Genomic DNA, 23499 nt, shown 5'->3' with positions numbered 1-23499 from the left:
GCCCATGTTGCCAGCGGCATGCCCGCCTGTCCATACTGAGAACATTGGGCATAGGCCTTGCCCTGCCACATTCACCGGATATTTACCGGAATACGTTTGTGTATCAGAACCGCCCGTCCGCGGGCCGACAACCTTCAGCAATGGTTCCCGAAATCCATGACACCCAAGATTCTCCTCGCCGAAGACGACAACGACATGCGCCGCTTCCTGGTGAAGGCGCTCGAAAAGGCAGGCTACCAGGTGCTGTCCTACGACAACGGCGCCAGCGCCTATGACCGGCTGCGCGAAGAACCCTTCTCGCTTCTGCTCACCGACATCGTGATGCCGGAGATGGACGGCATCGAGCTGGCGCGCCGCGCCACCGAGCTCGATCCGGACCTCAAGGTGATGTTCATCACCGGATTTGCCGCCGTCGCGCTGAACCCGGATTCCAAGGCTCCGAAGGACGCCAAGGTGCTGTCGAAACCCTTCCATCTGCGTGACCTCGTCGACGAAGTCAACAAGATGCTGGCCGCCTAAGCCCCGGAAAAGACCACAAAAACGGCGTGTAAAAAAAGCTTCAAAAAGCTATTGACGCCGCCAGATGTTTTGTGGTCTATGCCCCTCATCGGATGGGCGTGTAGCTCAGCGGGAGAGCACTACGTTGACATCGTAGGGGTCACAGGTTCAATCCCTGTCACGCCCACCATCCTTTTAAAGGCCTTAGCGAGAAATCGCCAAGGCCTTTGTCATTTCTGGTGCCAGATGGTGCCAAGTTCGGATGGTGCAAAGCGCATCTTGAGAAAGAGAGGTTGCCGGTGCCAAGCGTTTGGCACAACGGCATGGAGCGATCTTCACGCGGCGCGCTTACCAGCCGGCCTCATCTTCGACAAATCAAAGATGACAGCCCTGTAATCGTCGGGTGTCGTATGCACATAGACCTGATCCGTAACCCGCGATCCGGGCGCATGGCCGAGATGAGATTGAATGATACGTGTCCACGACACCACCCGCTGTCGGGTCGAACGTCTTCTGGAGCGCCTTCGCCAGCTTGTCGGCGGCGAGCTCGGTCAGCTCGAGATTGGCACGCATCAGATGCCATTTCGCGCATGGCGATGAAGTGGGGACTGGTCCGGGTTATCGCTTTCGGGTTTCCACGCTTCGGCCGGGTCACCGCGCCGTTTTCTGCCACCTCACGAAGGGACCGGTCGTACAGGACATAGGCGACGACCAGGCGCTGTAGCGCATGGGCATTCCCTGCGACATCACGCCCGGTCCTTCAACTCGGTTGTGACACGCCGCCAGTGTTCTTGCGCCTGGACGATTTCGAGCACATCGTTGAAGATGCTTTCCCAGTCAGGCTAGGCGACGATCTCGCCAGTTCCGTCAATTCCGATAACGTTCATGACACATCACCCCTACGGGGTGGCCCCAACTTTTTGTTTCAGATTTGATCTCAGTGCGAACGCTGCCCCTGGCCGGTCCGGACCCCAAGGCCCCCTGACTTTCGATGCCCCCTCCCCATCGGCGCTTTCGTACGCAGTTGCGCAACTTTCTTTCGCCTACGCCGAGGGTCGGGCATGGTCACCCGCCGTTTCGGTTTCCATGGGTGGTTGGGTCGAGCGGTCGACCGTCAACGCCTGTCCCGCTCCTCACCTTGCCACGCTCCTCTTGCTGGATGCGGATGTCATGGTGGTCGGGACAGACAACTTCCCAATTGGAGCGGTCCCAGAATAGACGCTGGTCGCCTTTGTGGGGGGTGTGGTGGTTGACGACGAGATGCATGCGCCTGGGGTTCGTCTGGGCTGTCCCATCCATGCGTAGGTTGCCGACGTTCAGAAAACCAGAGGCCTTGCAGCGCTCAGAGAACTGGTTCTCCGGCTTGGCGAGGAAGGCTTTGCGCGCCTTATCCCATCTGCTGTCATAGCCCCGTTCGCGAGCAGAAGGGCGGCATACTACTTTCATCTTTGGTTTAACTCATTCGCGAGTTTCGCTTTCGCCATGGCCGTGGCAAAGTCCAGTCGAACGGAGGAAGCCCATGACCATCACCCCTGTGAAGTTCACCGTGAAGAAGGCTGTCATGGTTGATGGCCACGAAATCGGTGACGGCATCTACGTTGGGCAGAAACTGTCCGCCACGGAGATTGAACGCTCCAGAAGCCGGAATGCGTCTTATTTCCTGCACTTCGCACCGGCCACAGAGGGTGATGATCAAGCCGTTGTGCAGCGGTTCGATCTCGATGTCACCGAGTTCGTGCAAAACGGCCAGATCGTCGTGACCTAGGCGGCGCGCAGATCGCAGGTACGGCATGCATGCTCGATGTGAGCGTGGGCAATTTCTGACGGCCGGCTAGCGGCCTCTACGAGCTCGCGGACACCGGCGGCTTTTGCCGCTACCCTCCAGGGAAGCGTCGACTCCGGCCCGCTGATGGCGCATCCTGATTGAACGAGAGGGATATTGTGTCATGGCCCGGCAAATTGCTTTGCTATTCGTTATCGGGGTCTTCGCCTACGCCTGCTTTTGGATGGCGTGGCAATGGTTTTGATCGGCAGAGGAACCCGATAGCGAGCGGTAGCGTTCTCCCACAACAGGAGAGCAACTATGGCGAAGCCCGACGAAAGCAAATCCGCTACACCGACACCGGTCGTCGAAGACCCGCATCCCGGTAGTATTTCTGACGGGACACACCCCTCGGCGCGCGAACACAAACAGCCGAAAGCCACGAAAGGGACCGGCCCCGCCGACCATGTTTCTGGGATGGCTGATAAGCCTGCCTTGAAAGAAGGTCAGATGGCGGTGAATTCAGAAGCGCCGAAGCATCCTAATAAAGCTGCGTATGGTTCCTGAAGGAGAGCGCCATGAACGATGACCTTCTCGCCCGTTTGGAATCCGAGAGTGCCGGGCTTCGTAGCCGGGCACTCGAAATCGACAAGTTCAGCGGAACGCGCGATACTGCTATGCTTGATGCAAGGCCTAGCCACGGCGATGGATGCAATCCGAATGCTGGCCGCAACGGCCGGCCGCCTTGATGGACCATCAGGGCTCGGCAAGAGTGGCGATTAAACTCTCTGAGAAGCCGGGCCCAAGCCAGGCTCTCGCTTCAAGCATGCTGGGGTTACGCGCCAGCTTGGTTAGTGATATTTACGACACCGGCCCGCACTATTGCAGCATGGCGCGGCGGCATCACGTTGAGGCCGGCGTCGATCAGCGCCACGATGTCGGAAGCAACGGATTTCGATATCTGAGGGAATTCCTTAGCATCATCTAGCTCCCATTCGGGTGGCATACGATGCGGGACAGGTCGAGATAGCTGTCGTGCTTGACGAGGTGATGACAGCCGGCGGGCAGGAACAACTGATCTTTGCCGTGCGGCGCGGGGTTGGTATCGATCCAAACGAAATAGCGGTCGGAGATGCAGACGCAAAGCACAAACTTTTCCTTGGCCGGTTTGGTCAGGACAGTATCAACGATGTAGATGTGGCCAAGCTTACAAGACGCCATAGGAAGCAAACAGCTCCGCTTCCTGCTTTATCTCGTCGGATGCACCATCGAGCATGTCTTCCACGCGCATCTCACCGTTGAGGTCGGTTTTCTTCCACGCAAGATGATCGTGCGTTTCATCAGAAATGGTTCCGAAGGACCGACGACGGCAATAGTCGAACGCCTCCTCCAGGCACTCCAAGTCTGTCCGGCTGAAAAAGGACAGGTCGGGCTCCCGGTGCGGCTTATACGTCGGATGGCGGGCTCCGTTACCCGGGGACAGCGCTCCCGCGACGACGACACGCTCTGCCTCGGGCAGTTGCTGCTTCACGGCGTTGTAGGCATAAGATGGAACCGGGCCATTCTCCATGGCGATATAGCGGTCGCCAGTGATAGGTCGGCCGTAGCGCTGGAGATGTGCCCGATCAGCGTAATAGAGCGTTTTCAGAGCATGGAATCGACCCACCTCTCCATATCGCGTCACGATATAAAGAAGCGCTTCAATTGTTTTCTCTTTGTCAACACTAAATCTCATTACCCCTATATACGCTGAGTCTGCGTAAAAAAAGGTGTCAGTTTTCAGGAGGGCCATTGGCGCACCAAACCTCACGCATCTCTTCTGTTGCGGCTATGCCGTATGGGGCCGCCTGATCTGAAGGCTTTAAATGGCCTCATTTGATTTCTTGCTAATGCCTCGGTGAGCGCGCATGGTTGCTATTCCAGCAGCCATCATTACGGGCGCTGCTGTTTGAGGGCTTGATACCCTGGCCCCAAATGAAGGAGGACTGCATGTCTTCCACAAACTACCGTTTCCAGAACCGTCAGATGGTTACCGAGATGGCCTCCCACTTTGGGCTTGGAGCCAGCTTGATCATAGTCATTTATGTCCTAACCGAGGGCTGGATATGGTAATCCTGACTTTCAGGGCGCCACGGACAAAGGCAAAAGTCACCAAGACCGTGCTTCGCCAGGTTCTTAGCGACGCGAATTACGAGACTGAAAAACTTATGGGCGGCGTTGGCCCAGAGAACGAAGAAGCCAGAAAGATCATTCGCCTCATAAAGAGCGCGACAATCGGAGCGGAAGACTATCCGCTTTCCAAGGCCGCGTCGCACCGCGATCGAAATGCCGGCATCGACGTCTGGGACGATGAAGGCGGGGCTCCTAAGGGGCCGACCCGTCCTACTCGCTAATCCCACCGGGAATGCGTCGCGCGCTCGACGCGTGCAACCCAGACCCCGTTACCAATCGAGGAAAATCCCAATGTTTACCGATGTAAGCAGATCTGATGTTGCCTATCGGGTAAAGAAAATTGTCGCGACGCAGCTTCACGTCTCAAAAGAAGAACTCGAAAACGATGCGTCGTACACAGGGGATCTCGGGGCCGATTCCCTAGAGGTCACCCAGATCATGATGCTGATTGAAGACGAATTCTGGATCACGTTTCCGAAAACGCCGGTGACCGACCTTTCAACAGTTGGCCGTACGGTTGATTTTGTTTTCGCAGCGCGCGGACGCGGCGCAAACCCCTCGCCTATTATGTGAAATGCCGAGCTACCCGCCCGGCTTGGCCGCTGAACCGTGGCGGCGTGACCCGCAGGTGGCCAAGGCCCCGAATGATGCGGGGTGCAGCGGCTCCCCCTTGGATTTCAGCTGGTTGCTATATGGCGGTGGACCACCTACATAAGGCTCATCGGCTTTGGCGCGCCTAGTGGCGCTCATGCCTTGCCGCAATCCCTAGGAGAAACATCATGGCACAATCGAAAGACGCCTCGGCGTCTGCCCAGAATTATGATGCCAAGACATTGGCAAAGAAGCACCGGATTTCCGTTGAGGATGCCGGAAAGATCCTTGCCGAGCACGGTTCGGATCGCAAAGCCGCTGACAAGGCTGCGCGCCGTGTAGCGGTGTGAATTGAGGGCGGCGCGTTGGATTACTAAACGCGCCGCACCACCGGGGTAGCATCCGCTGCGTTATCCCCTTACTCGAAGACTGCGGTTCTTATCGGAATGCCGCGACCGGATGAACCGGGGGTCGAGTACCCTCGTTTTACCAAGGACAGAGTCGATATGCGGCCTCCCGTCCGTATCGCGCCAGTGTGTGGCGCATTTCTCGGACGTTACCGTTGTTGACGTGAGTTCAAACGCACTTTCAGACATAGCGCAATCCGGGCGGTCAAGCCGAATTTGCCTCGCTTGGTTCAAGCTATCGGCAATGCACTGGCATATAGCCGTTATAACCCGAAGGAGTTTTCGCTCGCCCATATCATTTTCTTCAGCGAAATCAGACAGAGAGCGCTCGGTGCGCACTTTGATGAAAGACCAGTCGTACGGCAACTCCCTGTCGTTTTGATCCTGCAGCGCATTTATCCACGTAAAGCATTGCTCCATTCGTCCGGGGGAAGCCGCTGACGCAGTTTCACGGTAACTGGCCTTCTGAATGGCCGTAAGCCTCGGAACGTTGCCTGACGGTCTCAGGCATGGCGTTGCCCTAGCACTTTGGGCCTTTCAACAGCAGAACCAGCAACACATCGCTAGTCGGTACCCCGTACCGCATCATCTTTGCTTGGCGGCGGAGTTCGCCAAGGTCAGTGTTGTTGAACTCAACGACGAATGATTGCCTGCGGATCAAATCAGGATTGCGAGCGAGGAGCCGGGCCACCGCCTTCAGCATGTCGGCGTAGAGTTCGCGTGCATTCGAGCGCGTACCCGCCATCAGGCGAAGTGTTAGCCGCAGATGGCCCTCTCCCCATCGCTGACCGATCTCGCGGACTGTGGGCTTGCAAAAACACTCGCCTGGCCGACGGCTCGCAGGACTGTGCTCGCGTGCTGCCAAGAGCCGAACGCCGCAATCTCTGGCCACGTTGAAGATATTGACGCGTTCCTGAAGCAATTCAGACCTGGCCGCCATAAAAACCAAGACAAAAGCCTCTTGAACTCGCCCGGCGGCGTCCACAAATTGTCAGCCGGCGTCGCGACGCGACGCCATCCTTGTTGATCACCAACGTTTTCAGTGAGGTAGAAATGAACTCGAAGGTATTTGATAAGCCCGTCTATCTGAAGGAACGCAGGGAACTGGTCCGGGAGATAACGTGCTTGGAAGACGCCATCGACTTCCTCGAAGAATGGCCTGAACGCGATCGTGACATAATTCACGATGCGACTTTGAAGACCTGCTACATGGCCTTCGACGGTCACAAGCCCGTAAAAATCGGACGCGATGCCATCCGCTCCTTTGGAGAGAAGAAGGGCATCCTCGTGAAGTCTCCCGGTGTTCAGCCGTGGATGATCCGCTCGCGCTCCGGGGGCGGCCGCTTGTCCGCATAGCGCCCGTAGCGATCTGGAGAGGCTGCAACCGCGGCCTCTCTTTCTTAAGGGCCACATCATGCCGCCACCTCGCGGAACATTCGCCGGCCTGCGCCGGTTGCATGGTCGTAGAGGAGAGCGATATGGCCAATGACCCAAACGATCCGAAAAAGCCCCTGGAAGTTCCTCCGGAAGAGACTCCAGACGATCTGCCGGACATTCCGGACCGCCCGATTGAAGAACCGGGACCCGATGTTGTCCCTGAAGAGGCACCGGATGTCACGCCCGTACCAGGAGGAAATTCCTTCGAAGATGATATCGTGAACAGTTGGATGGGGTCCTAGAGGCTGCGAGAAAACCCTGCGATGGGAACCAATTTTGCGGCCGTGGATTGTCGTTGATATGGTTTGCGGAGACATCTAAATGATAGTTCGTGACAAAATCGCCAGCGTCATCTTGAAGGCCGCAGTTGCGGTGGCTGTCTCGGCCCACCGTGCGACCGCTAGTGTCGAACGTATGATTATCATGAGACTTTACGCCTCGGGCGGGCTCCGTGGCCATGGTCAGGGCACCAATCATGCCGCCCCCATGATCTGGCGGTAACGCTCGTCGAGTTCGTCGGACGATGTGAGCAAACCCGCTCGCATCTCGATGGCCTCCTGCAGGCCCATCTCCGCCAGCTCGTCGGCGCGCTCATTGCCAGCGATGCCGGCATGGCCTTTCACCCAGCTGATAGCGAGCGTGCTCGTAGTCAGCGCATCGCCCAGCACCGCGTCGATCCCTTGCCAAAGCTCAAGGTTCTTGATCTCGCCGGCCGCGCGGTTAGGGCTGTTCGACTTCTTCCGCTTCCAACCGGCCAGCCATTCGTTGACACCGTTCAAGCAATACTGGCTGTCGGACCATATCGTGACGAGTTCTCCGGGATTTCCGGATAACTGCCCTGCCCGCTCGATCGCCACCAGGAGCGCCGCGAGCTCCATCTGGTTGTTCGTCGTGCCGGCATGGCCGCCGCACTGCTGAGCGATCTCGACGCCCTCGCGGTAGATGACAACGCCCCACACCGACAAGGCTGACAGAATGGCCGTCGTCGAGTGCGAGGAAATTGAATAGTGTAGCTACTCGCTCTCGCCTGTGCTGCGCGTGGCAAAAACCTGCGTGAGGTCGGTCCAAGAGCGTGCGCCTACAACATCGAATATCGCTGCAAGATGCTTTTTCATTGCTTCGGGACTTGTGCTGGTCTGCTCGGCCGCCTCTGCGCGGGACGCTCCAGCTGCGGCGGCCAGCATAATAGATTTCTGCCGCGGTGAAAGATCGAACCCCAGCACACGCCGCATGATTGCAATACGATCTGGTTCTTCATGTTGCAGAGTGATCAAGGTTGCGTCCTCGCCCCCGTTTGCAGCAAGGCGCTCTGCTGTGATGTGGAGTCGGCCTTCCGGGATTGGCAAATATATGCGCGGACGGTGCTCGCTCTTTAATCGCCGGGAGAGTTCCGCGGCGAAGGCGGGTGGTGCCGTGAGCGCCCCAAACATCGGCACGCCCTGCGCAACGAGATTGCTTCGTTGCAATAGATCGGTTGCCGTTGGCGAGCAGAACAGCAACTGCCGGGCAAGGCCATCGACCAACAGATAGGCTGGAGCCCCCTTAGCCGACCATCGTTGTGGCGCCGGCGACAGATGGACCGCGCGGCGCAGAGCCGGCAGTGCCATTTGCAGCAACGCCATGTGATCTTCGGTGAAGGGTGGCCTGCCGCGTTCCCGGAATAGCAGAAGGACCGCACGAGCGACACCATCCTCGTCGATGCGAAGGTCTAGGGAATGCTGGTGTCCGCTCGCTCGGACGAGCAGATTATAGGTATTGGATCTCCAATAGCTTTCGGGCGGCGCGATCACGTGGCCGGAAGCGCGGTCCTTACGACGGATCAGCGAGGCGACATTGATCTCCGCAGGCCCGACGAACAATTCCTCGTAGGCGTTGGCGAATAGATCGCGGACCGCCCCTGAAGAATCTTCATGGAAGAACCCCACCGGCAAGTCGCCTTGCCCCATCCAGAAGAGTGCGCCCGCGTCAGCGCCGACAATGCCGCGCAGGATGCGGCAGATATCGGGTGCGATGACCTCCAGCCCGACGCTCGCGCCGCAGACCACGTCGAGTTCACTCCACTGCCGCTTGGAACGCGATTCACGCAAGAGGCGCCTCACTCCAAAATACTCTGAAGTCACCAAATGCTCCCCGGTCGGGGAATATTGCAAGAGTTTAGTCACTGCTAATGCTGCTTTGGGATCGGCGGGCCATCTGGCGGACCTTCGCCAAGCATGGTGACGCGCGATCGCCTGATACGGAGCAATATTTTGAAGCAGTTTTCATTTCCGAGCTGTTTTGTCGTCGCATTGACGATCGTGGGGGTTCTTTCCAGTCCTCTCGCCGCGAAGGAGGACATCAAAGGCTCAAAGGATCATCCTCTCATTGGCCGATATGCCGGTTCGGAAATCTTCAGCTACAAGCTCTCGGAATTTGACGAGCAACGCTTCCTCAATGCGCCAATCGACCTGAAGGCGGATGGTGAAAAGCTGACAGGCACCAACAGCGTCAAGGTGGAAGGCAGCATTACCGACATCCGCTATAACGCGCCCAAGGATCGGTCCCTCCTCGAAATCATGAAGAACTACGAGGAATCTTTGAAATCAAACGGTTTCGAGACCCTCTATTCCTGCGCGGACGAAACTTGCTTCAAGGGCAACACGAGCGTCTATCGCTTCAATTTCGTCGGGGGTGATGGCGCAATAGATTACCGCTACGGCGATGGCGTGCGCTACCTTCTGGCCAAGGCAACCAAGCCGGCCGGGGATGTGTATGCCGCCGTCATTCTTGGGGAGAGCAAGACCGGACCGCTCGTGCATGTCATAGCAGCGGACGTCAAATCGATGCAGGGCGACCAGATCGCCTTTGTCGATGCCAGCGCGATGGAGCAGTCGATTGCAGCAAGCGGCCACGTTGCTCTCTACGGCATCCAGTTCGATTTCGACAAAGCCGACATCAAAGCCGAGTCTCGCCCGACTTTGGATGAGATCGCCAAGTTCCTGAAGGCGAACGGAGATATCTCGGTGGTCGTCACCGGACATACCGATTCGAAAGGCGGCTTCGACTATAACATCGATCTCTCCCGGCAGCGTGCCGACGCCGTGGTGGCCGATCTCGCAAAGCACTACGGAATTTCCCCGAAGCGGTTGACGCCGTTCGGTGCCGGCATGTCCTCGCCGGTCGCATCCAATGACGAAGAGACCGGTCGCGCCAAGAACCGTCGCGTCGAATTCGTCAAACGCTAGGTAGTGATGACCATGCAATACAGCAGCATTGCCGCACTCATTCTGACCGTCGCCCTGCTGACTGGAAAACCCTGCTTTTCCGGCGAAATAGCGCCCAAGCCTGTCGTGGTGAAATCTATCGTCCTCGATGGCCAAAAGATCGCACCGGGTGGAGCGGTTGCCGAAATCATCGGCCTTCGGAGAGATGGCGACGGTTTCTTGTCCGTCCGCGCCGCACCGTCCATCAAGGCCGCGGAGATCGATCGTTTGGATCAGGGGGCACGCGTCATCCTTGCCACGCCTGACGATTGGGATGCCGCAACATTTGTCGGCGTTATCTACGCGCCTGCCGTGAGAGACGATGTCCCTTTGATGGAAACCTGCCAGATAACCGAAGCTCCACCATACTTCGATGGCCCCTATACCGGCCCGTGCCGATCCGGCTGGGTGGCCAAGCGCTTCGTACAGGTATTGGCAGATTGAGGGCCGGGTGAAGAGACCGGGGCATGGGTGAGCCTACACCCGTCGACTGATCCAAGCGCGGCCTAAAGCAAAGCGGGTAATTCATTCGGGACTCTGGCGAGTACCAGTCTTTGGAGCTTCATATGGCACTTCAAATCATCACACGCGACAACGCCGACGTTGATACCTTAAGCCTTTCAGCGGGAACCGATCTGTTCATTGCGACGGGCGTAAATCTCACCGGACGGGGCTGGACGTTGATCGACAGCTGGTCCCAAAACGTTGGCGTGTTCGTCTCTGCCGGAGCCCGTCTGAGCGGCGAGGTTGGGGTTATTCGCCTGACGAACACCACCAAAGCCGACAAGTGGATCGAGATAGAGAAGGGGGCGCGGGTCTCAGGCGACAGCTATGGCGCCTCCTTGTCCGGTGACAGGTTCGAGTTCAAGAATGCCGGCCAAGTGACCGGTGGCGTGAACGGCATGATCTATGCCTTGTCCGACCCCAGCCATGGCGGAACGATCGAGAATTCCGGGCAGATCATCGGCGGCAACAATGCCCTCATGTGCAACTTCGGTGACGAAACCGGCACCCTCACCGTGACCAATAGCGGCCTGATCTGGGGCGGTTCCTTTGCCATAGCAGGCGCCAGCGGCGTCGCATATCGGATTACCAACAGCGGCACGTTTCGTGGTGTTGTCGAGCTGGGCAACCAAAACGACGTAGTCAACAATGTCGGCGGCAAGATTGCCGGCAACATCATGTTCAAGGCTGGGAACGACGTCTATAACGGCGCGGGTGGTCGGCTGACGGGAAACATTTTCGCAGGCGCAGGCAACGATACGCTTCGTGGCGGGGTCGACAATGATTTCTTCAACGGCGGCTCCGACAACGACAAGCTCTACGGCGGCAAGGGCGCCGACACGCTCAACGGTGATGACGGGAACGATATCCTTCAAGGCGACGACGGCAACGACATCCTGAACGGTGGAGATGGGATCGACACCCTCTATGGCGGGCTAGGCAAGGACACGCTGACGGGCGGAGCCGCCAAGGACACATTCGTCTTCAAATCGGTGCAGGATTCGACGGTTGCCTTAACCGGACGCGATATCATCAAGGACTTCGCGCGTGCCGATGCTGAGAAGGTCGACTTGAAGCTGATTGACGCCAGTACCAAGGCAAGCGGGGATCAGGCGTTCACATTCATCGGAACACAGGCGTTCCACAAAGTTGCAGGCGAACTGCACTACGAGATCAAGTCAGGCGACACCTACATCTCGGGTGACGTCAATGGAGACGGCGTGGCGGACTTCACCATCGTGCTCGATCTCAACCTTGCCATGAGGGGTAGCGACTTCATCCTGTAGTCCGCGCATGAGTCGACATCGGTATCCGGCAAATCTGTAGGATTAAATCGTGCTCTATGGTATTAAACGTGGTAGCAAAGGATACCGATCATGCGCACAACCCAATCCCTCAGCATCACCCTGCCCGTGGAAATGGCGCAGATGGTAAAAGCCAAAGTCGCTTCCGGCGAATATGCGACGGAGAGCGAAGTGATCCGTGATGGCCTGCGCACCTTGGCCGCTCGTGATGCCGCAATCGAGAAATGGCTGCTGGATGAGGTCGCCCCAACCGTCGAGGCCATTGACGCCGGCGATATGCGCACCTCGTCACCGGAGGAAACCCGGCGACGGCTTCATGCCCGTATTGATGCTTTGGCGGGCAGGACGTCCTCCCGCGCATGATATCTTACGTCGTTTTGTTCAGCGATGCGGCAGAAGGCGATCTGGCGCAACTGCTGACCTACCTTGTGCCGCAAGCCGGCGAGCGCGTGGCTCGGGCCTATGTGGATAAGCTGATCGACTATTGCACGGAATTCGCGACATTTCCCGAGCGGGGCTTGAGACGTGACGATGTGGCGCTTGGCCTACGGATCGTAGGCTATCGCCGCAGAGCCACCATCGCCTTTCACGTCAAAGACGAGACCGTAACGATCCTCCGCATTTATCACGGCGGCAAGGATACCGATTTCATATCCATTGGCGAAGCCTGATTGACCTAAATCATTACAATAGTATCGGCGGTCCTAGGGCGCCGTTCTCAAGCGAGGCCGCTAACAGGCTTTGTCATGTTCAGTATCCGATAGACCTGCATTCGGGAGCAACCGACCCGGCGGGCTATGTCGGCAGGGCATAGCACCGCTGCCTGCGCATCGAAAATGACCTGCCGATCAATCCGCGCCACGCCACCGCGGGGTTTCTAGGTCTTGATCAGCGGAACTTACACGTGCGTAACCGATGCGGGCCATTTCGTCACCTTTAGGTTTAGGCCCAAGGCTACCTCGTAACAAATAGAGCCGGTCAACCTGTATGTTACAGGGCGGCTTCCCCGGCGAGTGACGCCACGTCAAAGCGTACCTTGACATAACAACCCACTGCTATTTTTTCAGCGCTTTAACAGCGAGATCATTTTGATGTAACTATTATTATCAAGAACTCTTCCCAATTCAATATTTACGTTTTTCTGAAGAAATAATCTTATACACAAAAATATCAAAAATTTTTCTAAAATATTTTTGTGTCATTAGAAATTACCCTACATCCAAAATAACAGATCCCAAAATAACCCTTAAAAAGACCTATGCTCGCTGCACTTCCACGAAACGAACCACGGCATATCTCACAATAAAAACGTGAGCATAAGAAGAACAAAGATGGAGATAGCTATGCAGACTGATACTTTAGCAAGAGCCCTTGCGACAGTGTTAGGTTCTGTTGACAAAGTGGATTCCCAAATTGGCTGAAGCGTGGTTCAAGACTGCCTTTTAGGAGGCAGTTTTGGCTCGTGGCGACCTGACGGATTTGGAATGGCGGATTATAGAGGGACTGTTGCCTACCGAGCGCGGGAGGAAGTCTCGCCCCGCTCATGACAATCGGCAGTATCTCAACGGAATGCTGCATGTTCTGCGGGTCGGGTGTCCTTGGCGCGACATGCATGAGCGATATGGCAAGTGGAACTCCGTCTATGTTCGCTTCCGCCGTTGGGCGGAACAAGGGGTATGGGATGCACTCCTGGAGACGCTTGTCGAACTGGGGCTGACCGACGACTGGCAGCATATGATCGACAGCACCACGGTTCGGGGACATTCGCAGGCTGCGGGCGCAAAAGGGGGACTCATAAGGAGGCTTTTGGTCGGTCACGCGGCGGCTTTACGACAAAAATCCACGCCCGTGCAGACGGTCAGGGTCGCCCTCTTGGCTTGATACTGACAGGTGGTGAGGCTTCGGACTATAATGCCGTTACCGGTCTGCTGGCGATGCCGGTTAGGAAGCCGAGACTGTTTCTCGCGGACAAGGGCTATGATAGCGACGCTCTCCGTGAAGAGTTGCTGATCCACGGGATCAGGCCCGTCATCCCTCCGAAGGTCAACCGTAAAGCCCCGCCCGCCTGTAACTTCAGAGCCTATAGAGACCGAAACCGCATCGAGCGGATGTTCAACCGGCTAAAGCAGTTTCGGCGCATCGCCACCCGCTACGATAAAACCCGCAAATCCTTCGCTGCCTTTCTTGTCTTGGCCGCCGCGAAAGTATGGTTGCCACACTTGCTCCGGTTCATGAGTTGTGCGTCTTAATTGAAGCGCATACACGCTGCGAAACAGGAGAAAAGTCGTGCACAACTTCAATCATTTAGAGCGCCGAGCAAAAGACCTGATCGCAAGTGGGAACGCAGCGGACGCGATCAAGATTTATCTTTTCATGGCAGACGGCGACCAGTCGTTGGATGCCGGATATCTCGGGGAGCGCCTCGGAGAGTGTTATGAGAAGATTGGCGACCTACATGCCGCAAAGTATTGGTATGGAAGAGCGGTGGAGGAAAATCCTGATGTCCGGCTGACCTCCGTGGCAGCGCGTCAAAGGCTCCACGAAGTCAGCATCAATGCCCTATTGAGCGACGCAGAAAAATAGCCCTTACGCGCAACTAACGGCACTTTGTCAACAGGACCTAGAATCCCGCGTATGGCGCGAAAAAGTAGCAGCTCAGCTCGCCGAGCGACTTCAGAAGATGCAGGTGGCTACCCGCCCCCTCTACGTCCTCAAGAGCAAAAAGCAGTTGGAGCTGTGCCTACAATGATCCTGCAGTCCCTACACCAAGAGAGTCCGAAAGACGAAGCCTTCGAAGTGCTTGCGCTCCATGACTCGATGCACTCGAGTCCATCCGAACGGTGCTTGCGGGACGCGACGCGGTGGAAGATCTTTTGCGTATCGCGGCGATCGCCATGGGCCGCGGCTACACTAGGGGCTGGAAGCCCCAAGCCTGCAAAATATGCACCACATGAGAGGCATGCGCCGTGGGTTGTGCCGCGCTTTTCCTACTGGGGGCTATCATCGGCGCTGTCCTGCGCTCATTAAGCTGTTTTGGGCGTCTAGCTCGAAATCATGAAGCAGATGACAAGCCCTTTGCTAAAAGGTTTGAACACACCGTGCGTTCACTGCGCTTGGTTTCGTTTTGACAACATTTTTCTGAAGAAGCCCGATATTATCGCAGCCTGAGCGGCGTCCGTGGACCCAGCCCCTGCGGACTGCCTATAAAAGCGCTTGGCTCTAGTCCAGCCAGAAGGTCCGATCCCAGACTGCAACCGCGCCCGCCACCTCTACGATTATGGCCCTCACTCGGCTAGCTACCGACGGAGGTACTCGCCCATTGATGACGATAGCCTGGGGCTGAAATGTGATTTCGATCGTGAACTGTGAGCAAAGCTCATCGTAAGCTACCGCGGCTTTGATGGAAGCGCGCAGCCCGTATTCCTGCGCGCCGAAGCCGCCACCGAGAGACGCTTGAAACATCTCGACCTCCCATACTTTTGAATATTATTGGAAACGGAAATGGTGACGCGATGTTCCGGTGGCCGCATCAAAAAACCCCTTGGATTTTATGGGATACATATTTCGAGATTCGAGGCCGGGACCCATGTCGTCCCCAAGAAGCCCCTGACATCACACCCGTCTCCGGAGAGGACGCGCCGCCGAAGACGGGTGATTAATCCCGCCGCGACGCCCTCGCATACTTGCCTCACAAATTTCGTTGATCTGTCACGGAACCACCTTCACCTGATCGGCATTTCTCGCCCCAGTTAGATGGGAATTTTGAAATGCTTTCTGTGATTTGGGACCATGCCCTCGCAATTCTCCTACCGGGGACGCCCCGCGCAATAGAGATCAGGGATCCGCGCAACGCCATGTTTGTGCTGGCCGAGAAATGGCCGGTGACGTATGGACGCGCTTTTCAGCGGGCGCTCGCATTTTGCGCGAAGGCGATCGAAGGAAAATGCTCTCCGTCCAGGGCTCGCCTGGCATTCCTCGCAGCTGCCCGAGAGGCCAATGTCGAGGTGGTTCGCTAGAGTATCCACCCAGTCTTTCGAATGCTACTCTTGCGAAGGCCGGAACGAACCGCGCGTTCTGAGAGTTGGTCCGACAGCACTAGTCCTCTGCTTTATTGCAGGGGTCGGCGCCGATCGACAGGAGGCCACCAATGAACGTCCGAATTTCACCGCCCCAACGACCGACGACTGATCCAGATGTCGTAGTAGAATGTGAGCACGCAGTCGATGCGGCCGTGCAGGAGCTTGCCGATCGCGTGATCATCGCTGGCTGGCCGCCTGAGGCGGTTTTCGAGGCGATCCAACGCGTTGCCGATCGTCAGGCGGCTGCTTATCAGGCAGATCCGGAGCCGGCACATGATCCGGTTGGAGTGCGCCCGCGAACAGGCTTTTCCTTCACACCGTTCTGATATGATTTGCGGTCCGATAAAGATCGCGACTTACAACGTCGACGGCGTGAACGGTCGGCTCGACGTGCTGTGGTCGATATCGGCGCCGGGCAGATGCACATCGGCAACGGCTGACGCTGCCCTCCAGTGCAGGACGGCGTCCTCGTGACGTCCGACGGCACCAGCCTCTATTGCCTTCTGCGCCAGAGCAAGCGCCTCGGTTTCCCGCACATTCTTCGGTTCTTATCCTGCCTTCCGGCGCTTCCTCAGCTCCGTTGCAGCGCAGCCGAACGCCGGGCGGAAATACACATATGCCGTGTGGGAAACAGTTGACGGCATCAAGTGTTTTGCGCTCAAATGCCGGCAGGGACAAGCCGCTTGCCGCCTCGAAAATCAAATGCCAATTCCATGAAAAGGCATTGAAATTCCGGTCGGCGCCGGCCGACTGCGAAAACTCCCCGTCGCACGATTACCCCGGGAATACGTAAAGTGTTTATCGCCTGGCTATGCTTGCAGCGCACGACCGCAGCGCGAAAAGGATAGGACACCCCGTTGGAGGACGGGACAGGTAGGGTCGACGTGATAGGAGGAGTATCCATGAACGACGCATCCAGTATACACCCGGTGGACGAGAAACTGCCCGTCGGCAGGCTCGCGACGCTGGGCATCCAGCATGTCCTCGTCATGTATGGCGGCGCGGTCGCCGTGCCGCTGATCGTCGGCCGGGCCCTGCAGCTCAGTCCGCAGGACGTGGCATTCCTGATTTCCGCCGACCTTTTCGTCTGCGGTCTCGTCACCATCATCCAGTCGCTCGGCGTCGGCCGCCATGTCGGCATCCGCCTGCCGGTCATGATGGGCGTCACCTTCGCATCCGTCGGCCCCATGGTTTCCATGGCGACGCTCAATCCCGGCCCGGATGGTGCCCGCATGATCTTCGGCGCCATCATAGGGGCCGGCTTCATCGCCTTGCTGCTTGCGCCCCTCATGGGACGCCTGCTGCGGTTCTTCCCGCCTGTCGTGACGGGCACGATCATCCTCGTCATCGGCGTGTCGCTGATGCGCGTCGGCATCAACTGGACCTTCGGCAATCCCTTCGGCCCGACGGCACCGAAGCTGATCGACCCGGCCCATGCCGCCTGGCTGACGCAGATGAAGGAACTCGCCAAGACAGGCGGCCCAGCCATTCCCGATGGTCTTGCCATCGCGCCGAGCATTTCCAACCCTGTTTATGCCGAGCCGAGCCATATCGCGCTTTCGGCCCTCGTGCTGATCTCGATCCTGCTCATCGCCCGTTTCGGCAAGGGCCTGATCAGCAATATCGCGGTGCTTGCCGGCGTCGTTATCGGCTGCGTCGCGGCCACAATTTTTGGCCTGATGCATTTCGACCGCGTCGGCGATGCCGGCTGGTTTGCCGTCGTCACGCCGCTGCGCTTCGGCATGCCGATCTTCGAGCCCGTGCTGATCGCCACCATGGCGCTCGTCATGATCGTCGTGATGATCGAATCGACCGGCATGTTCCTGGCGCTCGGCGAAATCACCGACAGGCCGATCGGCCAGCAGCAGCTGACCTCGGGCCTGCGCGTCGATGGCATCGGCACGATGATCGGCGGCCTGTTCAACACCTTCCCCTATACGAGCTTCTCGCAGAATGTCGGTCTCGTCGGCGTCACCGGCGTGAAGAGCCGCTATGTCTGCGTGGCGGCCGGCGTGATCATGATCATCCTCGGCCTCATCCCGAAGATGGGCGCCCTCGTCGAGGCCGTCCCGACCTTCGTGCTCGGCGGTGCGGGCCTGGTGATGTTCGGCATGGTCGCGGCAACGGGTGTGCGCATCCTCGCCAATGTCGACTTCAAGTCCTCGCGCAACAACCTCTTCGTGGTTGCGGTCTCCGTGGGCTTCGGTCTCATTCCGCTGCTGGCGCCGAACTACCTGATGTGGATGCCGCATGCGATCCATCCGATCATCGAATCGGGCATCGTGCTCGCCTCGATCGTCGCGGTTATCCTCAATGCCTTCTTCAACGGCGTCGGGTTCAACCAGTCCTCCGCAGTCGAAGCGGCCCGCATGGCCGACTCGCACTAACCGCGACACTCGCTCAATCGAAACCCGGCTTGCGATCCGCAGGCCGGGTTTTTCGTGCACAATGGTTGCCCGGCCATTTCCCTCTCCTCGCTTCCAAGGCATAGCAAAACACGGCGTTTGGCCGTTCGTAAAACAGTGGCTTCGGGAGTTTTCATGGCAGGCATATTGAATGGGCGCGAGGCGCTTGTTTTGGCCGTTACCCTGTGGACGGCGCTGTCGATCAACGACATCCTTATGCTGCCGGGCGGCCTGCCGCTCATCGCCCCCGGTTGGTTGAGCAGCATTCTGCTCGCCATCGTTCTGGCAAGGATACTTCAGCACCTTCAAAACCAACCCAAAGGGTTGGCCATCGGTTTCGGCATCCTCGCCGTCTTTCTTGCCGGCATGAGCCAGGCCGTGCTCGATATCGCCATCATCATGCTGGCCGGTCCCCACATCCTGCCGGGCGGCCTGAGCGTTCCCGGCTTTGCGATCGCCAATACGTGGGAAAAAGCCCTCTTGCAGTTTCGTTTCAGCATGATCTGGAACGTCATCGTTTTCGGCTTCTACGTGGCCGCGCTCTCATTGCTCAATGCGCAATGCCGCAAGCTGGACGCGGAAATGCGGGCGCTGCGCTACGAACTCAATCCGCATTTTCTCTTCAACACACTGAATTCCATCGCCGGCCTCATCGAGGAGGGATCGGCAGGACGGGCGGACCGCATGGTGCTGTCCCTGTCGCGCTTTCTGCAAACGACCCTGTCGCTCAACCCGCTGCATGACGTGCCGCTCGTGCAGGAGGTAGCCCTACAGCGCGACTATCTCGAAATCGAACGCGAACGCTTCGGCGAACGCATGGCTTTCGAGATCCGCCTTCCGTTGGAGCTTGAAACCGCGCTGGTGCCGAACCTCATTCTTCAGCCATTGATTGAAAACGCGGTCAAACACGGCGTTGGCCCCTCAAGCAGACGCGTCACCATCGTGCTGGACGCGCGGCAGGTGACAGACCGTCTGGTGCTGAGCGTCGAAAACGATCTGCCACCGGAACAGGCAGGCCGCAAACCGGCAGGCATGGGCATCGGCCTCAGGAATATCACCGATCGGCTACAAGCCCGTTTTGGCAAAAGGTGGCGGCTTTCGTCAGGCCCGGTGAATGGCAGCCGCTACCGGGCCGCCATCAGCCTGCCGCTCCGCAAAGCCTAGGAGCGTTCAGGTCTTCCGGAGCCGCGCTATCAGTTCAGCGGGATGGAAACCGCACCGCTCGACACGGCCGGGCGGGCATAGGTCGTGTTGTCGGCGGCCGTCGTGCTGCAGCCGGCAAGCGCCAGGACGGCGAGTGCGGCAATGATGAAACCGGAAGTGGGACGCATGAATCTCTCCTTGGATAGTGCCCGTAAGAGATAGGGGCCGCAAGTGATTCCGTCCACCGCACTGGCAGATGAAAAGTTGGGGCATATCTCAAGCACCGCCCCACGACTGGACTTCGGCCTCTCCCGCCCTATCTGGAGATTTGGCACGCCTGAAATCGTCCAGGCATTAGCCCTTCGCACCGCCTGCGCCAAAGGCCCCGCGCTTTCAGCCCCCAATCCAACGACTGCAAACCGTGTCAGCGGGAGGATTTTTCATGGCCGATGCCCAATGCGCCTGTGGGGCGCTCAGACTGTCATTCAGCGAACCGCCGCAATTGACGGCACTCTGCCATTGTCTGGCATGCCAGCGACGAACCGGTGCGCCTTTCAGCGCTAATGCCTTCTACGCAATCGATTGCGTGGAGGTTTCAGGACCGAGCAAGGAATTCATCCGCGCTGGCGAAAGCGGACGCGCAGTCCACATGCATTTCTGCCCGACCTGCGGCTCGACCGTGTTCTGGAAAGCCGAAGCCGCGCCGGCCTGGATCGGCGTGGCGGTCGGTGCCTTCGCCGACCCGGCCTTTGCGCCGCCCAGGCTCTCGGTCTTCGAGCAATCCAAACACGGCTGGGTCACGCTCGACGAGACGATGGAGCATGTCCAGGGCCTGCCGAGCGGCTGACGCGGAAAGCGGAAGCCGGGATGTTGTCCCGGCTTGGCACTCGCGATCTGGTCAGATCACCACTCGGCGACGCTGCCGTCTTCATGACGCCAGACGGGGTTGCGCCAGCGATGGCCTTCCTTGGCGCGCTCAATGACATATTGCTCGTCCACCTCGATGCCGAGGCCCGGTCCCTGCGGGATCGAGACGAAACCGTCGGCATAGTGGATGCCGAGGCTCCTCGCAGCCGTTGAGCTTGATCGCCTTGAAGCCGCGTATCCTTCGTCAGTTTGCTTGCATCGCGGGCCTCGTCTTCCGCAAAATTCGTCAGGTTTCGTCCGCCTTACCCATCAGCGCCGACAGGTCGCGCGCGGCGAGATCGAGAATGTGGCGCGAACAGGTCTCTGCCCGGGCACCATCGCGAAGCCGCAACGCATCCACCAGTTCGCGGTGCACATCCAATGCCTCGTCACGCTTTGCCGATGCCCGGTTTGAGGCGTGCAGCGCATAGGAAAGGGCAGCGTGGATGATGGAGGAGAGCTGGTGAAAGACCTTGTTGTGGCTCGCCCTGAGCAGGGTCTCGTGGAAACGGGCGTCCGCCGCGGTGAAGGTTTCGAGATCGCCTTCCGCCTCGCCCATTTCGTCGCAGGCCCGTTCGAGATCGGCGATTTCCTGGGCGGTGGCGCGCGAGGCGGCGAAGAAGGCGGCGGCCGGCTCGACCGTGCGGCGTGCTTCCAGAATGGAACTGAGGAGTTCGGCCGAGAGCACATCCGGCCCCATCCATTCGAGGATCTGCGCGTCGAGCACGTTCCAGTCAGACCGGTCGCAGACGAGCGTCCCGACACGGGGACGGCCGCGAACCAGCCCCTTGGTTTCCAGAACCTTCAGGGATTCGCGGATGACGGTGCGGCTGACGCCGTAGGTCTCGCAAAGGTCGCTTTCGCGCGGCAGAACCGTTCCCGGCGGAAAACGCCCGCCGCAGATTTCCGTGCCGATGGCCGCCGTCACATTGTGGCGCACGCGCGGACGGCGCGACAAAGGCCGCTGGGCCTGTCTCCTTGCTTTCTCCGGCACGCAACCTCCCGATCCGCAGCTCAAATCATCGTACAATTACCAAATAATGATATGACAAATTGATGGCGGAAACCAAGGCCCTTTGTTTCCCCACAATGAAAATCCCTACGTTTGACTTTTGCCGGCAAAGTGCATAATGCGCTAATTCCTCAGGAGGACCCGCCATGCTCGCCGACCTTCCCGCCGTGCTCGTGCTCAACCCGAAAGACAATGTCGGCGTGGTTCCGGCCAATGTCGATGCCGGCCGGGTGCTGGTGAACGGCGTGACGGCCATCGAACGCATCCCGCGCGGCCACAAGGTCGCAATCGCTGCGATTGCCGAAAACGCGCCGGTGCTGAAATACGGCCAGATCATCGGCTATGCGACGAAGGCGATCCGCCCCGGCGAACATGTGCACCTGCAGAACCTCGCCATCCTCGACGTGGCGCTCAAACACGAATTCTGCGTCGACAATGCACCGCCGGTCATGGTGCCGCAGGCCGAACGGCACACCTTCGATGGTTACGACCGCGGCAATGGCCGCATCGGCACGCGCAACTATATCGGCATCCTCTCGACGGTGAACTGTTCCGCCACGGTCTCGCGCTATGTGGCGGAGCACTATGCCCGCAGGTTCCGCGAGACCGGTCACGACAATATCGACGGCGTGGTGGCGCTGACCTATGGCGGCGGTTGCGCGCTGAACCTCAAATCCGAGGGCGGGCGCATTCTGACGCGCACCTTCAAAGGCTACGCCCGCAACCCGAATTTCGGCGGCATCCTGATGATCGGGCTGGGCTGCGAGACCTTCCAATACGGCCCGCTGATCGAGGAGGCCGGACTGGAAGAGGGAAAAACCTTCCGCAAGATGATGATCCAGGAACAGGGCGGCACGCGCAAGACGATCGAGGCCGCCTGCGCCATGATCAACGACATGCTGCCGGATGTCGGCCGCATCCGCCGCACGCCGCAGCCGCTCTCCGGCATCAAGCTGGCGCTGGAATGCGGCGGCTCGGACGGCTATTCCGGCATTTCCGCCAACCCGGCGCTCGGCATCGCGTCCGACCTGCTCGTGCAGGAGGGTGCCACCACCGTGCTGTCCGAAACACCGGAAATCTATGGCGCGGAACATCTCCTCACCCGCCGCGCCGCCCGGCCGGAGGTCGCCGAAAAGCTGCTCGCCCGCATCGAATGGTGGCGGGAGTACACGGCAAAGAACGACGCCGAGCTCAACAACAACCCCTCCTTCGGCAACAAGGCCGGCGGCCTGACGACCATCCTGGAAAAATCGCTCGGCGCCGTGGCCAAAGGCGGCTCCATGCCGCTCAACGCCGTCTATGAATATGCCGAGGAGGTAATGGAGCCCGGCTTCGTCTTCATGGACACGCCAGGCTATGATCCGGCGGCGGTGACGGGCCAGATCGCCGGCGGCTGCAATCTCGTCGCCTTTACCACCGGCCGCGGCTCGGTCTCGGGCTACAAGCCGGCACCCTGCATCAAGATCGCCACCAACACGCCGATGTACGAACACATCAAGGAAGACATGGACATCAATTGCGGCACGATCGTCGACGGCACCGAGACCATCGAACAGGCCGGCCGCCGCATCTTCGACTTCGTCATCGACACCGCCTCCGGCCGCAAGACGGCAAGCGAGGCCTTCGACTACGGCGACAACGAATTCGTGCCCTGGCAGGTCGGCGCGATCACCTGATCAGCGCGTGTGCATGACGATGTTGACCAGTGTGCCGGCGGGATCGCGCACGAAAAAGCGCCGGACACCCCAGGGTTCGTCCGCCGGCCCGTATTCCACGGCGTAGTTGCCGGCAAGCACGGCCCGATAGGCCGCTTCGACATCGTCGACCTCGACGGAAAGGCCCGGCACCGGCGTGCCGGACCCGCCTTCCGAGGCAAAACTCACCTGCAGCGGCATGGTATCGTCATTGCCATAGGTGGCGATCCAGCCGTGGTCCATCAGCCGGTCCAGCCCGAGCACATCCGCATAGAACCGCGCGACCGCGCCCGGATCGGCAGTCTCGATATTGGCGACGATGCGTTTGACCTTCATGGATAAA

At 58.7% G+C, this 23499-nt stretch carries 32 protein-coding genes, 1 tRNA gene and 1 pseudogene; 23 read left to right on the top strand and 11 right to left on the bottom strand.

The window, feature by feature from the left end; translation table 11 throughout:
* The first annotated feature begins 156 nt into the window (after positions 1–156).
* From cpdR1 to AC27VQ_RS07195, 5 genes are all read left to right on the top strand, one after another.
* A complete protein-coding gene (gene cpdR1 / locus AC27VQ_RS07215; RefSeq protein ID WP_069061148.1) occupies positions 157–519 on the top strand; it encodes a response regulator CpdR1 in 363 nt (120 codons plus the stop codon).
* A 94-nt stretch (positions 520–613) separates the two neighbouring features.
* Positions 614–688, top strand: a tRNA-Val gene (locus tag AC27VQ_RS07210).
* Between the two features lie 1329 nt (positions 689–2017).
* Positions 2018–2263 (top strand): hypothetical protein, encoded by a 246-nt coding sequence (locus AC27VQ_RS07205; RefSeq protein WP_313521898.1) that lies wholly within the window; start codon positions 2018–2020, stop codon positions 2261–2263.
* A 318-nt stretch (positions 2264–2581) separates the two neighbouring features.
* Entirely contained in the window at positions 2582–2827 is a 246-nt protein-coding gene (locus AC27VQ_RS07200; protein WP_421593862.1) for a hypothetical protein, read from the top strand.
* Between the two features lie 11 nt (positions 2828–2838).
* Positions 2839–3009 (top strand): hypothetical protein, encoded by a 171-nt coding sequence (locus AC27VQ_RS07195; protein ID WP_488715758.1) that lies wholly within the window; start codon positions 2839–2841, stop codon positions 3007–3009.
* A gap of 235 nt (positions 3010–3244) precedes the next feature.
* Here AC27VQ_RS07195 and AC27VQ_RS07190 read toward each other — a convergent pair whose 3' ends face one another.
* Together AC27VQ_RS07190 and AC27VQ_RS07185 are read right to left on the bottom strand one after the other, a co-directional pair.
* On the bottom strand, positions 3245–3481 hold the full coding sequence (locus AC27VQ_RS07190; protein WP_488715757.1) for a hypothetical protein: 237 nt from the start codon (positions 3479–3481) through the stop codon (positions 3245–3247).
* Positions 3468–4052: a Panacea domain-containing protein gene (locus AC27VQ_RS07185; RefSeq protein ID WP_488715756.1), complete on the bottom strand. Its 585-nt coding sequence runs from the start codon at positions 4050–4052 to the stop codon at positions 3468–3470. Before AC27VQ_RS07185 ends, AC27VQ_RS07190 begins: the two co-directional genes overlap by 14 nt.
* A 313-nt stretch (positions 4053–4365) precedes the next feature.
* On the opposite strand from AC27VQ_RS07185, the gene AC27VQ_RS07180 reads away from it, so the two are divergent.
* From AC27VQ_RS07180 to AC27VQ_RS07170, 3 genes are all read left to right on the top strand, one after another.
* Complete coding sequence (locus AC27VQ_RS07180; RefSeq protein ID WP_313521890.1) at positions 4366–4653, top strand: hypothetical protein; 288 nt, start codon at positions 4366–4368, stop codon at positions 4651–4653.
* A 70-nt stretch (positions 4654–4723) separates the two neighbouring features.
* Complete coding sequence (locus AC27VQ_RS07175; protein WP_488715755.1) at positions 4724–5005, top strand: acyl carrier protein; 282 nt, start codon at positions 4724–4726, stop codon at positions 5003–5005.
* 206 nt (positions 5006–5211) lie between these two features.
* Positions 5212–5373 (top strand): hypothetical protein, encoded by a 162-nt coding sequence (locus tag AC27VQ_RS07170; protein ID WP_313521886.1) that lies wholly within the window; start codon positions 5212–5214, stop codon positions 5371–5373.
* A 577-nt stretch (positions 5374–5950) separates the two neighbouring features.
* Here AC27VQ_RS07170 and AC27VQ_RS07165 read toward each other — a convergent pair.
* Entirely contained in the window at positions 5951–6370 is a 420-nt protein-coding gene (locus AC27VQ_RS07165; RefSeq protein ID WP_488715868.1) for a hypothetical protein, read from the bottom strand.
* A gap of 113 nt (positions 6371–6483) precedes the next feature.
* Here AC27VQ_RS07165 and AC27VQ_RS07160 point away from each other — a divergent pair, with 113 nt between their 5' ends.
* Both AC27VQ_RS07160 and AC27VQ_RS07155 read left to right on the top strand, forming a co-directional pair.
* The gene (locus tag AC27VQ_RS07160) at positions 6484–6786 is read left to right on the top strand and encodes a DUF982 domain-containing protein (RefSeq protein ID WP_488715754.1); all 303 of its coding nucleotides are present in this window, start codon (positions 6484–6486) and stop codon (positions 6784–6786) included.
* Between the two features lie 122 nt (positions 6787–6908).
* Positions 6909–7109 (top strand): hypothetical protein, encoded by a 201-nt coding sequence (locus tag AC27VQ_RS07155; protein WP_488715753.1) that lies wholly within the window; start codon positions 6909–6911, stop codon positions 7107–7109.
* A 231-nt stretch (positions 7110–7340) separates the two neighbouring features.
* Here AC27VQ_RS07155 and AC27VQ_RS07150 read toward each other — a convergent pair whose 3' ends face one another.
* Positions 7341–7826, bottom strand: coding sequence for a ribonuclease H family protein (locus tag AC27VQ_RS07150; protein ID WP_488715867.1), 486 nt, complete (start codon positions 7824–7826; stop codon positions 7341–7343).
* Between the two features lie 54 nt (positions 7827–7880).
* A complete protein-coding gene (locus AC27VQ_RS07145) occupies positions 7881–8954 on the bottom strand; it encodes a hypothetical protein (RefSeq protein ID WP_488715752.1) in 1074 nt (357 codons plus the stop codon).
* 126 nt (positions 8955–9080) lie between these two features.
* Here AC27VQ_RS07145 and AC27VQ_RS07140 point away from each other — a divergent pair, with 126 nt between their 5' ends.
* The 5 genes from AC27VQ_RS07140 (at position 9081) to AC27VQ_RS07120 (ending at position 12588) form a co-directional block, all read left to right on the top strand.
* On the top strand, positions 9081–10091 hold the full coding sequence (locus AC27VQ_RS07140) for an OmpA family protein (RefSeq protein WP_488715751.1): 1011 nt from the start codon (positions 9081–9083) through the stop codon (positions 10089–10091).
* 12 nt (positions 10092–10103) lie between these two features.
* Complete coding sequence (locus AC27VQ_RS07135) at positions 10104–10553, top strand: hypothetical protein (protein ID WP_488715750.1); 450 nt, start codon at positions 10104–10106, stop codon at positions 10551–10553.
* Between the two features lie 122 nt (positions 10554–10675).
* Positions 10676–11899 (top strand): calcium-binding protein, encoded by a 1224-nt coding sequence (locus tag AC27VQ_RS07130; protein ID WP_488715749.1) that lies wholly within the window; start codon positions 10676–10678, stop codon positions 11897–11899.
* Between the two features lie 90 nt (positions 11900–11989).
* Positions 11990–12280 (top strand): ribbon-helix-helix domain-containing protein, encoded by a 291-nt coding sequence (locus AC27VQ_RS07125; RefSeq protein WP_313521873.1) that lies wholly within the window; start codon positions 11990–11992, stop codon positions 12278–12280.
* Positions 12277–12588 (top strand): type II toxin-antitoxin system RelE/ParE family toxin, encoded by a 312-nt coding sequence (locus tag AC27VQ_RS07120; RefSeq protein WP_488715748.1) that lies wholly within the window; start codon positions 12277–12279, stop codon positions 12586–12588. Before AC27VQ_RS07125 ends, AC27VQ_RS07120 begins: the two co-directional genes overlap by 4 nt.
* 47 nt (positions 12589–12635) lie before the next feature.
* On the opposite strand, the gene AC27VQ_RS07115 is transcribed toward AC27VQ_RS07120, so the two are convergent.
* The gene (locus AC27VQ_RS07115) at positions 12636–12734 is read right to left on the bottom strand and encodes a helix-turn-helix domain-containing protein (protein WP_488715866.1); all 99 of its coding nucleotides are present in this window, start codon (positions 12732–12734) and stop codon (positions 12636–12638) included.
* Positions 12735–13372: 638 nt separating this feature from the next.
* Here AC27VQ_RS07115 and AC27VQ_RS07110 point away from each other — a divergent pair.
* The 4 genes from AC27VQ_RS07110 (at position 13373) to AC27VQ_RS07095 (ending at position 16322) form a co-directional block, all read left to right on the top strand.
* A protein-coding gene (locus AC27VQ_RS07110; RefSeq protein WP_488715747.1) for an IS5 family transposase occupies positions 13373–14166 on the top strand; the annotation gives its coding sequence in 2 pieces (ribosomal slippage) (positions 13373–13703 and positions 13703–14166; 795 coding nt in all).
* Positions 14167–14203: 37 nt separating this feature from the next.
* Positions 14204–14500, top strand: a complete 297-nt coding sequence (locus AC27VQ_RS07105) for a hypothetical protein (RefSeq protein ID WP_313521869.1) — start codon at positions 14204–14206, stop codon at positions 14498–14500.
* Positions 14501–15684: 1184 nt separating this feature from the next.
* Positions 15685–15933: a DUF982 domain-containing protein gene (locus AC27VQ_RS07100; protein WP_421593878.1), complete on the top strand. Its 249-nt coding sequence runs from the start codon at positions 15685–15687 to the stop codon at positions 15931–15933.
* Between the two features lie 131 nt (positions 15934–16064).
* Positions 16065–16322, top strand: coding sequence for a hypothetical protein (locus AC27VQ_RS07095; protein WP_313521868.1), 258 nt, complete (start codon positions 16065–16067; stop codon positions 16320–16322).
* A gap of 30 nt (positions 16323–16352) precedes the next feature.
* On the opposite strand, the gene AC27VQ_RS07090 is transcribed toward AC27VQ_RS07095, so the two are convergent.
* The gene (locus AC27VQ_RS07090; protein ID WP_313521866.1) at positions 16353–16532 is read right to left on the bottom strand and encodes a hypothetical protein; all 180 of its coding nucleotides are present in this window, start codon (positions 16530–16532) and stop codon (positions 16353–16355) included.
* Between the two features lie 366 nt (positions 16533–16898).
* Here AC27VQ_RS07090 and AC27VQ_RS07085 point away from each other — a divergent pair, with 366 nt between their 5' ends.
* A complete protein-coding gene (locus tag AC27VQ_RS07085; RefSeq protein WP_313521864.1) occupies positions 16899–18383 on the top strand; it encodes a nucleobase:cation symporter-2 family protein in 1485 nt (494 codons plus the stop codon).
* 54 nt (positions 18384–18437) lie between these two features.
* The gene (locus AC27VQ_RS07080) at positions 18438–19565 is read left to right on the top strand and encodes a sensor histidine kinase (protein ID WP_488715746.1); all 1128 of its coding nucleotides are present in this window, start codon (positions 18438–18440) and stop codon (positions 19563–19565) included.
* A 29-nt stretch (positions 19566–19594) separates the two neighbouring features.
* On the opposite strand, the gene AC27VQ_RS07075 is transcribed toward AC27VQ_RS07080, so the two are convergent.
* Complete coding sequence (locus AC27VQ_RS07075) at positions 19595–19732, bottom strand: lipoprotein (RefSeq protein WP_313521860.1); 138 nt, start codon at positions 19730–19732, stop codon at positions 19595–19597.
* A gap of 254 nt (positions 19733–19986) precedes the next feature.
* Here AC27VQ_RS07075 and AC27VQ_RS07070 point away from each other — a divergent pair, with 254 nt between their 5' ends.
* On the top strand, positions 19987–20391 hold the full coding sequence (locus tag AC27VQ_RS07070; protein ID WP_488715745.1) for a GFA family protein: 405 nt from the start codon (positions 19987–19989) through the stop codon (positions 20389–20391).
* 56 nt (positions 20392–20447) lie between these two features.
* Here AC27VQ_RS07070 and AC27VQ_RS07065 read toward each other — a convergent pair.
* Positions 20448–20597: pseudogene (locus AC27VQ_RS07065) on the bottom strand (galactonate dehydratase); the annotation flags it as partial.
* 100 nt (positions 20598–20697) lie between these two features.
* Positions 20698–21444 carry a FadR/GntR family transcriptional regulator gene (locus AC27VQ_RS07060; RefSeq protein WP_488715744.1) on the bottom strand — a complete coding sequence of 249 codons (747 nt, stop codon included), beginning with the start codon at positions 21442–21444 and terminating at the stop codon, positions 20698–20700.
* Positions 21445–21608: 164 nt separating this feature from the next.
* Between AC27VQ_RS07060 and AC27VQ_RS07055 the strand changes: the two genes are divergently transcribed.
* Positions 21609–23138: a UxaA family hydrolase gene (locus tag AC27VQ_RS07055; RefSeq protein ID WP_488715743.1), complete on the top strand. Its 1530-nt coding sequence runs from the start codon at positions 21609–21611 to the stop codon at positions 23136–23138.
* Here the strand turns inward: AC27VQ_RS07055 and AC27VQ_RS07050 are convergent, their stop codons facing one another.
* On the bottom strand, positions 23139–23492 hold the full coding sequence (locus AC27VQ_RS07050) for a VOC family protein (RefSeq protein ID WP_488715742.1): 354 nt from the start codon (positions 23490–23492) through the stop codon (positions 23139–23141).
* Positions 23493–23499: the final 7 nt, after the last annotated feature.

Source organism: Shinella sp. 20P9.1.1 (genome assembly GCF_057798995.1).
The sequence above is the reverse complement of the archived record's forward strand: the minus strand, read 5'-3'. Positions and strand labels throughout refer to the sequence as shown.